Consider the following 15246-nt stretch of genomic DNA (forward strand, 5'->3'; position numbering starts at 1 on the left):
TTGGGTTGATTTTTTTTCGTCAATAATGATTAGAATATAAAGACTTAAAGTATGTTTTGCTTCTTTCAACCTTTAGTAAAGAATTTAATTAAGACTACTAAAAAAATGTACAAAAAAAAGAGAAGATCAAATGATCTTCTCTTTTTGATTGGTTTCACTCTAAAGACTAAGCTTCAGGGTTACCACCGTTCTTCTTAATAATTTCAGCTTGAATTGACTTAGGAACCTTTTCGTAGTGATCCATTGTCATTGTAAATGTACCACGACCTTGAGTTGCTGAACGAAGTGTTGTAGCGTAACCAAACATTTCTGCAAGCGGAACGAAAGCATTGATAAGTTGTGCATTACCACGTGCTTCCATACCTTCAACACGTCCACGACGAGCAGTAACTTGTCCCATAACATCTCCAAGGTATTCTTCTGGTGTAACAATTTCAACCTTCATAATAGGTTCAAGAATTACGGCACCAGCGGCCTTAGAAGCATTACGTAGTGCCATTGAAGCGGCAATCTTGAAGGCAGCTTCTGATGAATCGACTTCGTGATATGAACCATCATATAACTTAGCCTTAACATCGATCAATGGATATCCGGCAAGAACACCATTTTCCATTGATTCCTTCAAACCCTGTTCAACTGATGGAATGTATTCACGTGGAACAACACCACCGACGATAGCGTCTTCGAATTCGAAGCCTTTACCCTCTTCATTAGGTGTAAATTCAACCCATACATCACCATATTGACCTTTACCACCAGATTGACGAACGAACTTACCTTGAGCACTAGCTTGTTGAGTAAATGTTTCACGGTAAGCAACTTGAGGTTCACCAACCTTACATGCAACGTTAAATTCACGTTTCATACGGTCGACCATGATATCCAAGTGCAATTCACCCATTCCGGCGATAAGAGTTTCACCAGTTTCAGGATTTGTTTCAGCTTGGAAAGTAGGATCTTCTTCAGAAAGTTTTTGGATAGCAATATCCATCTTATCTCTATCTTCCTTTGAGTTAGGTTCGATAGAAACTTGAATAACTGGATCTGGAATATCCAATGATTCAAGAACCAATGGATCTGATGCATCAGTCAATGAATCACCAGTAGTAGTATTCTTCAAACCGATAACAGCAGCGATATCACCTGAGAATACTTCTGGAATTTCTTTACGGTGGTTAGAGTGCATTTGTAGCAAACGACCAACACGTTCACGTTTGTCTTTTGTTGAGTTCAAGACATAAGAACCTGATTCTAGTGAACCTCTATATACACGAATGTATGTTAGACGTCCAACGAATGGGTCAGTAGCAATCTTAAATGCTAGACCAGCAAATGGTTTGCTGTCGTCAGCCATAAGTTCAACTTCTGAATCATCCTTAGGGTTTGTAGCTTTATAAGGACGTACATCAAGTGGTGATGGTAGGTAATCAACAACCGCATCCATCAACATTTGAACACCCTTGTTCTTGAAGGCAGAACCTGCAAGAACTGGGAAGAATTTCAAATTGATTGTAGCCTTACGGATAGCTGCACGAATTTCATCGTTGCTGATTTCTTCACCTTCAAGGTACTTGTCCATGATATCATCATCAACATCGGCAACAGCTTCGATTAATTCAGAACGCTTCTTTTCTGCTTCAGCACGGTATTCGTCAGGAACATCCACTGTATCCCACTTTGTACCTAATTCATCTTCATCATAAAGGTCGGCTTTCATTTCGATCAAGTCGATAACACCTTCGAATTTGTCTTCGGCACCAATAGGCATTTGAACAGCATGCGCATTAGCTTGAAGTCTTTCGTGAAGTGTGTCAACTGAGTAATCGAAGTTAGCACCGATTTTATCCATTTTGTTAACAAAAACAATACGTGGAACACCGTATGTTGAAGCTTGACGCCAAACATTTTCAGTTTGTGGTTCAACACCAGATTGAGCATCAAGAACTGTAATAGCACCATCTAGCACACGTAGAGAACGTTCAACTTCGATTGTGAAGTCAACGTGTCCGGGAGTATCGATAATGTTGATACGGTTACCTTTCCATTCAGCAGTTGTAGCAGCTGATGTAATAGTAATACCACGTTCTTGTTCTTGAGCCATCCAGTCCATTTGTGAAGCACCATCATGTGTTTCACCAATTTTGTGGATTTTACCAGTATAGTACAAGATACGTTCAGTAGTTGTAGTTTTACCGGCATCAATATGGGCCATGATACCAATATTTCTGGTTTCTTCTAGTGGAAATTCACGTTTATTAGCCATGAAAAATTGTTTCTCCTCTCAAATTAACTAGTTTAAAAACTAGATCCTACCAGCGATAGTGAGCGAATGCACGGTTAGCATCGGCCATCTTATGTGTATCTTCACGTTTCTTAACAGCAGCACCAGTATTGTTAGCTGCATCCATAATTTCATTTGCAAGACGTTGGTCCATTGTATGTTCACCACGTAGACGAGCATAACTTGTAATCCAACGAAGACCTAAAGTAGTACGTCTGTCTGGACGAACTTCGATAGGAATTTGATAGTTAGAACCACCGATACGGCGAGCCTTAACTTCAAGAACAGGCATAACATTGTTCATTGCTTCTTCAAACACGTCCAATGGTTCGTTGCCTGTCTTTTCCTTAATAATATCGAATGAACGATATAGAATTGATGAAGCTGTACCTCTTTTACCATCATACATTAAGTGGTTAATCAAACGAGTTACTAGCTTTGAGTTGTACATTGGATCTGGCAAAACATCACGTTTTGGAGCTCTACCTTTACGCATAAAAAATTCCTCCGTTATTACATTATTTCTTTAATTGAATTGATGTTATTTCTTAGGTCTCTTAGCACCATATTTTGAACGACTTTGCATACGTCCATCAACACCGGCTGTATCTAAGGCACCACGAACAACGTGATAACGAACACCAGGTAAATCCTTTACACGTCCACCACGGACAAGGACAACACTATGCTCTTGTAGGTTGTGACCAATACCAGGGATATATGCTGTTACTTCAATAAGGTTTGATAATCTAACACGGGCATACTTACGTAGGGCAGAGTTAGGTTTCTTAGGTGTCATTGTTCCGACACGAGTTGCAACACCACGTTTTTGTGGGGCTGGGTTCTTTGTGGCAACTTTCTTCATACTATTGTAGCCGTAGTTCAATGCAGGTGCATCGGACTTAGAAGTTTGTGACTTACGGCCTTTGCGAACTAATTGATTAATTGTAGGCATTCAAAGTTCCTCCTAAAAATTTAAGTACACACATCCAGGTGGTTCATAATTTTGTAAAATAATAAACCACATGAGTGGCGTACGTTTTGAGCTTTATATTTAATAAACAAACTAATATTGCTGCCAATAAAAGCACGTCTACTAGAATACCATCTAAAAAATGCCCTGTCAATGCAACATTTCTAAAAAGTTATCCACAATTCCTCGTAATCTTTATCGAGGTGATTAAATTGAAATACTTTCTATACTTTACTATTTTCATACTAGGAGCTTGCATTATCTCCTTTCTAAAAGTCATTGCACATGATTATCCACAGATCAACGTCTTGCGCCGATCACATTGTGATTACTGCGGTAGGATCTTACGATGGTTCGAAATTATCCCCATTGCAGGTTATTTCATAACTAATGGTAATTGCTCAAGCTGTAAAAATCAAATCAATTTTTGGCATCCCTTATTAGAATTTATCGGTGGTCTGACGTTCTTACTTCTCATCTATTTAGGAGACTATGCTTATCTACCATTATTCTGCGGATTAGTTCTCTTAGGATTTACTGATGCTTACTACGGCTACGTTTATCCAGCAACATATATCATAATATTTCCAACTTTATTTCTAACACCCTTGCACATCTCAAACGCAATTCTAACTTACCTGATTCTTCTATTAATAAGTCGAAAATACACATTTGGTTTGGGCGACATTGAGGTTTTAGCAATACTCAGTCTTATATTAGGTTTAATGACAACTTTGTGGATTTTAACATTGGCTTGCCTATTGTGCATCATGACTTATTTATTCAATAGAAAAAGATCATTTAGATTTATCCCCTACCTTGTCATGGCTACGGGTATCGTCTATCTGATCTTGTCATTAAATAATTAATCTTATTGCTTTGGTAAAATCTTTTGAAGTTTAAGCCAGTTCAAGCACAGTTCCCACCATTTCGTATCGTACTCGTTCAAGTTGTCCGCATTGCCCGGATTTTGTGTTACATAAGTTCCTAATGACAACCCATGGGCTCCTGAACCAAACAAGTGCATTTCATAAGGAATATTCAGCATGTCCATCTTTTGTGCATAAATGATTGAGTTCATCACTGGTACCGTTGCGTCAGTCACTGTTTGCCAAATGAAAGTTGGTTTACCATGTTCAGTTAAATGTTCTTGTGCTTGCCAATAGTAAATGTCAGGAGCAATCTTCATTGCCCAATCTTCTTCTTTTGGCCAACCAATTGTCATATCAATTACTGGATAACAAAGGACATTAGCTACTGGTTCAACTAACAAGTCATCCGCGAAAACTTTGGTTCTCTGTTCAGGGTCCAACATAATTGAATTAAAGTTGGCCACCACGTGACTTCCAGCTGAAAATCCAACTAAGACAACTTTGCTCAAATCAATATTATGGACATCACTTTGTGTTTTTAGCCAATTTAAAGTCGTAGCCAATTCTTGTAATGCCAACGGATAAACCGTATGTTCATCATCAATTAACTGATAGTCCAAAACTAAAGCATGCATGCCTAGTGCGTTAAATTTGAAGGCTATCGGTTGTGCCTCTCTGTCTGTCAGAAACTTGAAAGCTCCGCCTGGGCAAATAATTGCCAACGGACGTTGTGTTGGTTCTCCAAAATCAGCAATTGGATCAACCCAATATGTATCCAAGTTGAATTTGGTATCTTGATAAGCTAACTCTTGTTTTTGCAAAATCTTAACCCCCAAATTATTTTTCTTAACTTACAGTAATGATTGTTTACTATTCCATATTATACAAAAAAAGACGACCCGAGGGTCGTCTTTTAATTATGATTAATGCTTTTCTTCTTTAGCAGCATCTTCAGCTTTCATTTGAGCTTCGATGTCAGAAATTGTGTAGGCACCATTCAATGAGTTATCTGCCATAGGACCAACTTTCTTAGGTTCCATGTGGTTGTACTTAGCCATACCTGTACCAGCAGGGATAAGTTTACCAATAATAACATTTTCCTTAAGTCCAAGAAGTGGATCATTCTTACCACGAATTGAAGCGTCAGTAAGAACTCTTGTTGTTTCCTGGAAGGAAGCGGCTGACAAGAAACTGTTTGTTTCAAGAGAAGCCTTAGTGATACCAAGAAGTACTGGGCGACCAGTAGCTGGAATACCACCATTGAACAATGTTTCACGGTTATGGTCAGTAAATTGAGCAATATCCATCAATTGACCAGGTAATACATCTGTATCACCAGGATCAAGAATACGGATCTTTCTGAGCATTTGTCTAACCATAACCTCAAAGTGCTTATCAGAAATATCAACACCCTGCATACGGTAAACTTTTTGAACTTCAGCAAGCAAGTAGTTTTCTGTATGTAGAACGTTTGTAACTTTAATCAATTCCTTAGGATCAATTGAACCTTGTGTTAACTTACCACCACGTTTAACGTGATCACCTTCGGCAACCGCAACACTTGATGTATAAGGAACACTATAAGATCTAGAATCAATGTCACCTTCGACAGTAATTTCCTTAGTGTGTTCTGCTTGATTTTCATCGATTGAAGTAACAGTACCCTCAACTTCAGAAATAATAGCAAGACCTTTAGGGTTTCTAGCTTCAACGATTTCTTGAACACGAGGAAGTCCTTGTGTAATATCGTCACCACCAGCAACACCACCGGTATGGAAGTTTCTCATTGTCAATTGTGTACCTGGTTCACCGATTGATTGAGCAGCAACAGTACCAACTGCTTCACCAATTTCAACTTCTTCACCAGTAGCAAGGTTACGACCGTAACACTTCTTACATACACCATGCTTTGTATCACATGTGAATGCTGAACGAATTGTAACGTGTGTAACACCAGCATCAACAACCTTTTGAGCAATTGTTTCATCCATCAAGACACCACGAGGTACGATTACGTCGCCAGTCTTAGGATCTTTAATAGTCTTTTGTGTATAACGACCAACAAGTCTGTCATACAATGGTTCGATCATATCTGTACCTTCCATGATTGAACTTACAACAAGTCCACGGTCAGTACCACAATCTTCTTCACGAACAATAACATCTTGCGCAACATCAACCAAACGACGAGTCAAGTAACCTGAGTTAGCTGTCTTCAAGGCTGTATCGGTCATACCTTTACGGGCACCGTGGGTTGACATGAACATTTCCATGACAGATAGGCCTTCACGGAAGTTAGAAATAACAGGGATTTCCATCATACCACCATTAGGGGCAGCCATAAGTCCACGCATACCGGCTAGTTGCGTAAAGTTTGAGATGTTACCACGGGCACCGGAATCAGACATCATTGAGATAGGGTTAGTAGGATCAAATGAATCGATCAACAATTGTTGAATTTCATCCTTTGTATCGTTCCAAACACTAATAACACGATCATGTCGTTCAGCATCTGTGATAAGTCCACGACGGAATTGCTTAGAAATTGAAGCAACTTGTTTGTGGGCTTTTTCGATGATTTCAGGTTTTTGAGTTAAGTTAGGAACATCAGTAACACCGACTGTTAAACCAGAAAGTGTACAAATTGTGTAACCTAATTCCTTCATATCATCAAGCAATGAAGATGTTCTTTGAACACGGTAAATCTTAAATACTTGAGCAATGATATCTGATAAGTAACTACTCTTCAATGGGTCGATAAGATCCATTTCATCAAGACGTTTGTTAATATCTTCACCTTTGCCAAGGAAGTATTTATCAGGAACACCGTGCATCAAGTTATCATCAGTTGGTTCATTCAAGTATGGGAAATCTTCAGGAAGAATTTCGTTAAAGATTACTTTACCAACAGAAGTAATCATGATCTTATCTCTTTGATTATCCTTGAATGGTTTGTTAGGCATTGAGTTAACAGCGATACCAATTCTTGTGTGATAGTGAATATCACCATTCAATAGGGCTGTTTGAACTTCATTAGAATCCTTGAAGATCTTACCTTCACCAGTCATATGTCTTGTTTCAATTGTTAGATAGTAGTTACCTAAAACAACATCCTGTGAAGGAGTAACGATAGGCTTACCATCTTTAGGAGCAAGAATATGGTGAGCAGCAAGCATCAACATACGAGCTTCAGCTTGAGCTTCGTCTGATAGAGGAACGTGGATAGCCATCTGATCCCCGTCAAAATCGGCATTGTAAGCTTCACAAGCAAGTGGGTGCAAACGCATTGACTTACCATCAACCAAAACAGGTTCAAAGGCTTGAATACCAAGTCTGTGAAGTGTAGGGGCACGGTTAAGTAATACTGGACGTTCTTTGATAACGTCTTCTAGTACATCCCAAATGTCATCATCTTGACGATCGATCTTTCTTCTAGCATTTTTAACGTTAGAAGCAATTTCACGTTTAACAAGTTCATGCATAACGAAAGGTTTGAACAATTCCAAAGCCATTTCACGTGGAAGTCCACATTGATAGAACTTCAATGTAGGTCCAACATCAATAACTGAACGTCCAGAATAATCAACACGTTTACCAAGTAAGTTTTGACGGAAACGTCCTTGCTTACCTTTAAGCATGTGAGAAAGTGACTTCAATGGACGGTTACCAGGTCCTGTAACAGGACGGCCACGACGACCATTATCGATCAAGGCATCAACAGCCTCTTGCAACATTCTCTTTTCGTTTTGAACGATGATGTTAGGAGCATGTAGATCCAACAATCTCTTCAAACGGTTATTACGGTTAATTACACGACGGTACAAATCGTTCAAATCAGAAGTGGCGAAACGGCCACCTTCTAGTTGAACCATTGGACGTAAATCAGGTGGGATAACAGGAATTGCTTCCATTACCATCCAAGCAGGTTTGTTACCTGATTTTTGGAAGGCACTTAAGATATCCAAACGTCTGATAGCACGTGTACGTTTTTGACCTTGAGCACTCTTCAAGGCTTCACGTAATTCTTTAACTTCTGAATCCATATCAACTTGGTTAAGTAAATCACGGATACCTTCGGCACCCATCTTAGCAACGAACTTGTTACCAAATTCTTCACGTTTCTTACGGTATTCTGTTTCAGTTAAAAGTTGTTTCTTTTCTAGATCTGTTTCACCTGGGTCGATAACTACGTATGATGCAAAGTAGATTACTTCTTCCAAGTTTCTTGGACTCATGTCCAAAACAAGTCCCATACGTGATGGGATACCCTTGAAGTACCAGATATGTGATACTGGGGCAGCCAATTCGATATGAGCCATACGTTCACGACGAACTTTTGAACGAGTAACTTCAACACCACAGCGGTCACAGACAATACCCTTATAACGGATACGTTTGTACTTACCACAGGCACATTCCCAGTCTTTAGTTGGTCCGAAAATTCTTTCATCGAATAGACCATCTTTTTCTGGTTTCAAAGTACGGTAGTTGATAGTTTCTGGTTTCTTAACTTCTCCATAAGACCAACTACGAATCTTGTCCGGAGATGCTAAACCAATTTGCATACTTTCGAATTTATTAACGTCTATCAAAAGGTAACCTCCCTAAAGTTTTGACTAGTTTTCTGATTTTGTACTAGTTGATTCAGCTGAATCTTTTGAGGCTTCAAGCTTTTTAGCTTCCTCTTCAGCACGTTTTTGTTCTTGTTGTTTAGCAAACTTAGATAGAGCGTCGATACTTACGGTATCTTCATCATCATCCATATCTCTAAGTTCGATTTCCTTCTTGTGTGAATCGAGAACTTTCATGTCTAGTCCAAGAGCTTGTAATTCTTTGACAAGAACACGGAATGATTCAGGAACACCAGGCTTAGGAATACTTTCACCCTTAACAATGGCTTCATATGTCTTAACACGTCCAACAACATCATCAGACTTGTATGTCAAGATTTCTTGAAGTGTATAAGCGGCACCATAAGCTTCAAGAGCCCAAACTTCCATTTCACCAAATCTCTGTCCACCAAATTGTGCTTTACCACCAAGTGGTTGTTGAGTAACTAGTGAGTAAGGTCCGATTGAACGAGCATGAATCTTATCATCAACCATGTGAGCTAGTTTCAAGTAGTACATGACACCAACAGCAACACGGTTCTTAAATGGTTCACCTGTACGGCCATCATAAAGGATTGACTTACCATCAGTATCCATATCGGCTTCTTTAACAATGTCCCATAATTCGTCATCTTGTACACCATCGAAAACAGGTGTTGAAACGTGGATGCCAAGTTTTCTAGCAGCCATACCCAAGTGAAGATCAAGAACTTGTCCGATATTCATACGTGATGGAACACCCATTGGGTTCAAGAGAATATCTACTGGAGTACCATCTGGCATGTAAGGCATGTCTTCTTCTGGTACAACGATTGAAACAGTACCCTTGTTACCATGACGACCAGACATCTTGTCACCAACTTGAATCTTACGTTTTTGCGCAATGTAAACACGAACTAACATGTTAACACCAGGATCAAGTTCGTCACCGGCTTCACGAGTGAAGACCTTAACGTCTTGGACAATACCGCCACCACCATGTGGTACACGAAGTGAAGTATCACGAACTTCACGAGCTTTTTCACCAAAGATAGCATGTAGCAATCTTTCTTCGGCTGATAATTCAGTAACACCCTTAGGTGTAACTTTACCAACTAAGATGTCGCCATCACGAACTTCAGCACCAATACGGATAATTCCGAATTCGTCAAGATCCTTCAATGAATCTTCACCAACGTTAGGAATTTCACGTGTGATTTCTTCAGGTCCAAGTTTTGTATCACGTGCTTCTGATTCGTATTCTTCAATATGAATTGAAGTATAAGCATCTTCACGCACTAATTTTTCTGAAAGTACAATCGCATCTTCATAGTTGTACATGTTCCATGTCATAAAGGCAATCAATGGGTTTTGACCAAGAGCTAATTCACCATTTTCCATTGCTGGACCATCGGCGATAATATCACCCTTCTTGATCTTTTCATCCTTACGAACGATAGGTCTTTGGTTGTAACTCTTACCATTATTTGAACGACGGAACTTAGTAACTTTATATTCATCAGTTGTGCCATCTTCGTCACGTTTGATAGTAACTTTCTTAGCATCAACAAATTCAACAACACCATCATGTTCAGCTAACAATGCAGCACCAGAATCGTGGGCAGCAATGTATTCCATACCAGTACCAACTAATGGAGCATGTGGATTGATCAATGGAACAGCTTGACGTTGCATGTTGGCACCCATCAAGGCACGGTTTGAATCATCATTTTCCAAGAAAGGAATACATGCAGTAGCTACAGAAACTACTTGTTTAGGAGAAACGTCCATGTAATCGACTTTTTCTGGAGTTGTTTCAATATTGTCATCCTTGTGACGAGCCAAAATACTGCTGTCTCTAAATGCACCATCGTCTTCCAAAGGTGTATTAGCTTGAGCAACAACATAGTTATCTTCTTCATCAGCAGTTAAGTAATCGATCTTGTCAGTTACTTTATGTGTATCCCATGAAACACGACGATATGGTGTTTCGATGAAACCATATTTGTTGATGATGGCATATGAAGCCAAGTTATTGATAAGTCCGATATTAGGACCTTCAGGAGTTTCGATAGGACACATACGACCGTAGTGAGTATAGTGAACATCACGAACTTCATATCCGGCACGATCACGAGTCAAACCACCAGGTCCAAGGGCTGATAGACGACGCTTGTGTTCTAGTTCTCCAAGTGGGTTTGTTTGATCCATGAATTGTGACAATTGTGATGAACCAAAGAATTCCTTAATTGAAGCAACAACAGGTCTAATATTGATCAATTGTTGAGGTGTAACAGTAGCTGAGTCTTGAATTGACATTCTTTCACGTACAACACGTTCCATACGTGATAGACCAATACGGAATTGGTTTTGTAGCAATTCACCGACAGAACGAATACGACGGTTACCCAAGTGATCAATATCATCAGTGTTACCAATACCTTCTTTAAGGTTCAAGAAGTAATTGATACCAGCTAAGATATCGGCAGGTGTGATTGTACGGTTTGTTTCTGGAATATGACCGTTACCAATCATGTTAACAACTTTTTCGTTATCATTTTCTGAGTAAACTTTGATAATTTGAACAGTGATAGGGTCTGTTAAGACACCTTCATCAGAAGGTTCTAATGTAACAGTCTTAAAGTCATCACGGTCAAGATATGGTGTCAAAGTCTTCATTGCATCACGATCAAGCAATGTATCCTTAGCTAAAACAACTTCACCAGTATCTGGATCAGCAAGTGTTTCAGCCAAAGTCTTATTCATAAGTCTTGTCTTAAGGTTTAACTTCTTATTGATCTTGTAACGACCAACGGGAGCCAAATCGTAACGACGTGGGTCAAAGAATCTAGCATATAGTAATGAACGAGAACTATCTGCAGTCTTTGGTTCGCCGGGACGGAGTCGTTCATAGATATCCTTCAAGGCTTCTTCAACACGTGAATCACTTGTATCTTTGTGAACATCTTTTTCAAGTGTTAGGTTCAAAGTATCGTTATCACCGAAAATATCAAGAATCTCTGAATCTTCACCAAATCCTAATGATCTAACAAGTTCAGAAATAGGTAATTTTCTAGTTCTATCGATTCTTACATAGCCTAGGCCTTTAGCATCTGTTTCATATTCCAACCAAGCACCACGGTTAGGGATAACAGTTGTACCAAAGTTAACACGACCATTTTTATCAGTATCTTGATTGTAATAAATACCAGGTGAACGTACTAATTGAGAAACAATAACACGTTCAGCACCGTTGATGATGAAAGTTCCTTCATCAGTCATGATAGGGAAATCACCGAAGAAAACATCTTGGGTCTTGATTTCACCAGTTTCATGATTAGTCAATTTCAAAGTTACATGAAGTGGTGCTGAGAAGTTAGCATCGTGTGCTCGAGCTTCTTCAACAGTATATTTTGGTTCTAGTAACTTGTAATCGACGTATTCCAAAGAAAGATTTCCCGCAAAATCATCAATTGGCATAATATCGTCAAACATATCCTTAAGTCCTTCATCTAAGAACCATTTATAAGAATTTGTTTGGATGTCAATCAAATTTGGCAGTGGAAGTACTTCCTTGATCTTTGCATAACTACGACGAACACGGTGTGCACCATAATTAACGTTATGATAAGTCAAATTTTTCACCTCAACATTTAATTTGTTCAAATCACAATCAAATCTCAATGTTACAATTTGATTACATTTTGCATGAAAACGGTTTTTCAACCTAATTTTAGGCAAAAAAAAACCAAAAATAGAATCAAATATCTATTTTTGTGTTTTTTATTTAGCATAACCACGGACAATAGATCGTGATATGCGATTTGAACTTTGAATCTCAAAAAAGATAATACACTTAACCACTATTCATGTCAATAGTCAAGCTCTTACTTTTGATGAGTTAGTGTTTTCTTTGCTTCAGGTTTATCAACTGTCACAGTCAACTTACCTTTCTTCGAACCAACCTTGATTGAATCGCCAGCTTTAACATTGCCCATTAAGAGTTGTTCACTGACTGGATCTTCAATCTCTCTTTGAATGGTTCTTCTCATTGGACGAGCACCATACTCTGGATTGTAGCCATCTTTAACTAGGTCATTGTAAGCTGTTGGTGAGATAACCAATTTGATTTCTCTTTCAGCAAGGCGTTTTCTCAAGTTGTTGCTCATAATCTTAGCAATTGACTTGAGTTGTTCTTTGTTCAAAGCCTTGAAGACGATTGTTTCGTCAACACGGTTCAAAAATTCAGGACGGAAGAATTTCTTCAATTCAGTATTGATTCGTTCTTGCATCTCTTTGTAATCGTCGTGAACATCACGAGCACCGAAGCCGACTGACTTATCTTCTTCAAGTGCACGAGCACCCAAGTTAGAAGTCATAATGATGATTGTATTTCTAAAATCAACTTTACGTCCCTTGGCATCAGTTAAAATACCATCATCCAATACTTGCAACAATAAGTTAAAGACATCTGGATGAGCTTTTTCAACTTCATCGAGTAAGACAACTGAATATGGTTCGTTTCTAACTTTTTCAGTTAGTTGACCACCTTCATCAAAACCGACGTAACCAGGAGCTGAACCAATCAATTTCGAAGTACTGTATTGTTCCATGTATTCAGACATATCGACACGAATCATATTGTCTTCAGAACCAAACATAACTTCCGCGATCGACTTAGCCAACTCGGTCTTACCTACACCAGTAGGTCCCAAGAACATAAACGAGCCAATTGGACGTTCTGGATCCTTCATACCACTTCTGGCACGACGGATAGCACGTGATACAGCACTGATAGCATTATCTTGTCCAATAACACGCTTGTGAAGTTCTTTTTCGAGGTTAAGTAGCTTTTCACTCTCTTTACGAGTAATTTGCTTAACTGGAACCCCTGTCCATTGAGCGATAACTTCCGCAATATCATCAGCTGTAACAACTGGTTTCTTATTAGAAGCAGTCTTCTTATCCTTTAGTTGGCTAAGTTGTTCTTGAACGTCTTGTTCTTGTTCACGAATTTGGGCAGCTTTTTCGAAATCTTGATCAAGAATGGCATTGTTTTTATCGCTCAACAATTTCATTGATTGGTCGGTCAATTCTTCCAGCTTGTTATTTTTCGAAACATTATGGATACGAACTTTAGCAGAAGCCTCATCCATCAAGTCAATTGCCTTATCTGGCAAGAAACGGTTTGTTAAATAACGTGTTGAGAAACGAACAGCAGCTTCAACAGCTTCGTCAGAAATCGTCAAACCATGGTGTTGTTCATATCTTGGACGAAGTCCTTCCAAAATCTTGATAGAATCATCAGCACTGGGTTCTTCAACATGAACCTTGGCAAAACGACGTTCAAGCGCTGTATCTTTTTCAATGTACTTTTGATATTCATTTGAGGTTGTGGCACCAATCAATTGCAATTCACCACGAGCCAAGGCTGGTTTCAAAATGTTAGAAGCATCAATAGCCCCTTCAGCTCCACCAGCACCAATCAAAGTATGTAATTCATCAATAAATAAGATGACATGCTTGTCTTGATAAATTTCTTCAATAATTTTCTTTAAACGGTCTTCAAACTCACCACGATACTTAGTTCCGGCAACTAATGAGCCCATATCAAGCATCATGATACGTTTGTTTTGCATATCGATTGGAACTTCCTTCTTCACGATAGCAATAGCTAGGCCTTCAGCGATGGCGGTTTTACCAACACCAGGTTCACCAACTAAAACAGGATTGTTCTTTGTCCGACGACTTAAAATTTGGATAGTTCTCTCAACTTCAGACTTACGGCCAATAACTGGGTCAATCTGATTGTCTTGAGCCATCTTTGTTAAGTCACGTGCTAATGAATCAAGGGTTGGTGTACCACCGTTACCTTGAGCTTGTTGTTTCTTTTGTTTAGAAGCTAAGTTGGAAGCAAAACCACGGCGGGCAGCCTTGTTAGAAATACCCATCTTGCTTAAGAGCAATGACTTAGTTTTTGCTAAACTTAATCCTAAATTAACTAAAATACGATTTGCTAAATTATCAGTGTCATCAAGAATGGCTAATAAAATATGTTCAGTACCGATACGAGTGGCTTTATATAGGTTAGAAGTCTCCTCTGCATCGCTTAAAATTAGTTGTCCCTTAGGGGAATAAGGTAGATAAATTCCCTTAGCAGTATTAGATGAGACATCGCCGTAACCAGTAAGATGTTCAATCTCCTCTTCAACATCTTGATCACTTACAGCTAGATCCCTCAAAGTAATACCGGCGATACCATCATTCTCCATAACCAAACCAAGCAAAATGTGCTCAGTTCCAACAGCATTATGATGAAATGTTTTAGCTTGCTCTTGGGCTAAAACAAGTGCATTCTTGGCGCTTTCGGTAAATACTTTGTCCATTAATGTTACCTCTACTTTTTAAGTGTCTGTTTAGAAAGTATAATTGTGTTTTCTAAAAAAGCAATTAATTTATCTTATTAGCTGAATTTATTAAATAATTGCTCTCAATTAGAATCCTAACACATTCCGGGAATTAATATACTTA

Annotated in this window: 8 protein-coding genes; 1 reads left to right on the forward strand and 7 read right to left on the reverse strand. The window is 38.8% G+C overall.

The annotated features are described in order from the left end of the window. Positions 1-166: 166 nt before the first annotated feature. Genes fusA through rpsL form a run of 3 tightly spaced genes read right to left on the reverse strand, consistent with a single transcriptional unit; the run spans position 167 to position 3236 of the window. Positions 167-2263, reverse strand: coding sequence for an elongation factor G (fusA, locus tag FD31_RS02830; RefSeq protein ID WP_057891254.1), 2097 nt, complete (start codon positions 2261-2263; stop codon positions 167-169). 46 nt (positions 2264-2309) lie between these two features. Then, complete coding sequence (gene rpsG / locus FD31_RS02835; protein WP_041501326.1) at positions 2310-2777, reverse strand: 30S ribosomal protein S7; 468 nt, start codon at positions 2775-2777, stop codon at positions 2310-2312. A gap of 45 nt (positions 2778-2822) precedes the next feature. After that, complete coding sequence (gene rpsL, locus FD31_RS02840) at positions 2823-3236, reverse strand: 30S ribosomal protein S12 (RefSeq protein WP_041501325.1); 414 nt, start codon at positions 3234-3236, stop codon at positions 2823-2825. A 221-nt stretch (positions 3237-3457) separates the two neighbouring features. On the opposite strand from rpsL, the gene FD31_RS14550 reads away from it, so the two are divergent. After that, positions 3458-4123: a prepilin peptidase gene (locus FD31_RS14550; RefSeq protein WP_371862665.1), complete on the forward strand. Its 666-nt coding sequence runs from the start codon at positions 3458-3460 to the stop codon at positions 4121-4123. 2 nt (positions 4124-4125) lie between these two features. Here the strand turns inward: FD31_RS14550 and FD31_RS02845 are convergent, their stop codons facing one another. The 4 genes from FD31_RS02845 to FD31_RS02860 form a co-directional block, all read right to left on the reverse strand. Next, complete coding sequence (locus FD31_RS02845; protein ID WP_057891255.1) at positions 4126-4947, reverse strand: alpha/beta hydrolase; 822 nt, start codon at positions 4945-4947, stop codon at positions 4126-4128. Positions 4948-5049: 102 nt separating this feature from the next. Further along, a complete protein-coding gene (rpoC, locus tag FD31_RS02850) occupies positions 5050-8718 on the reverse strand; it encodes a DNA-directed RNA polymerase subunit beta' (protein ID WP_057891256.1) in 3669 nt (1222 codons plus the stop codon). 24 nt (positions 8719-8742) lie between these two features. After that, positions 8743-12351, reverse strand: coding sequence for a DNA-directed RNA polymerase subunit beta (rpoB, locus tag FD31_RS02855; RefSeq protein WP_057891257.1), 3609 nt, complete (start codon positions 12349-12351; stop codon positions 8743-8745). 251 nt (positions 12352-12602) lie between these two features. Further along, complete coding sequence (locus FD31_RS02860) at positions 12603-15101, reverse strand: ATP-dependent Clp protease ATP-binding subunit (protein ID WP_057891258.1); 2499 nt, start codon at positions 15099-15101, stop codon at positions 12603-12605. Positions 15102-15246: the final 145 nt, after the last annotated feature.

Source organism: Companilactobacillus nantensis DSM 16982, from assembly GCF_001435815.1.
In the GTDB taxonomy this organism is placed as follows: domain Bacteria; phylum Bacillota; class Bacilli; order Lactobacillales; family Lactobacillaceae; genus Companilactobacillus; species Companilactobacillus nantensis.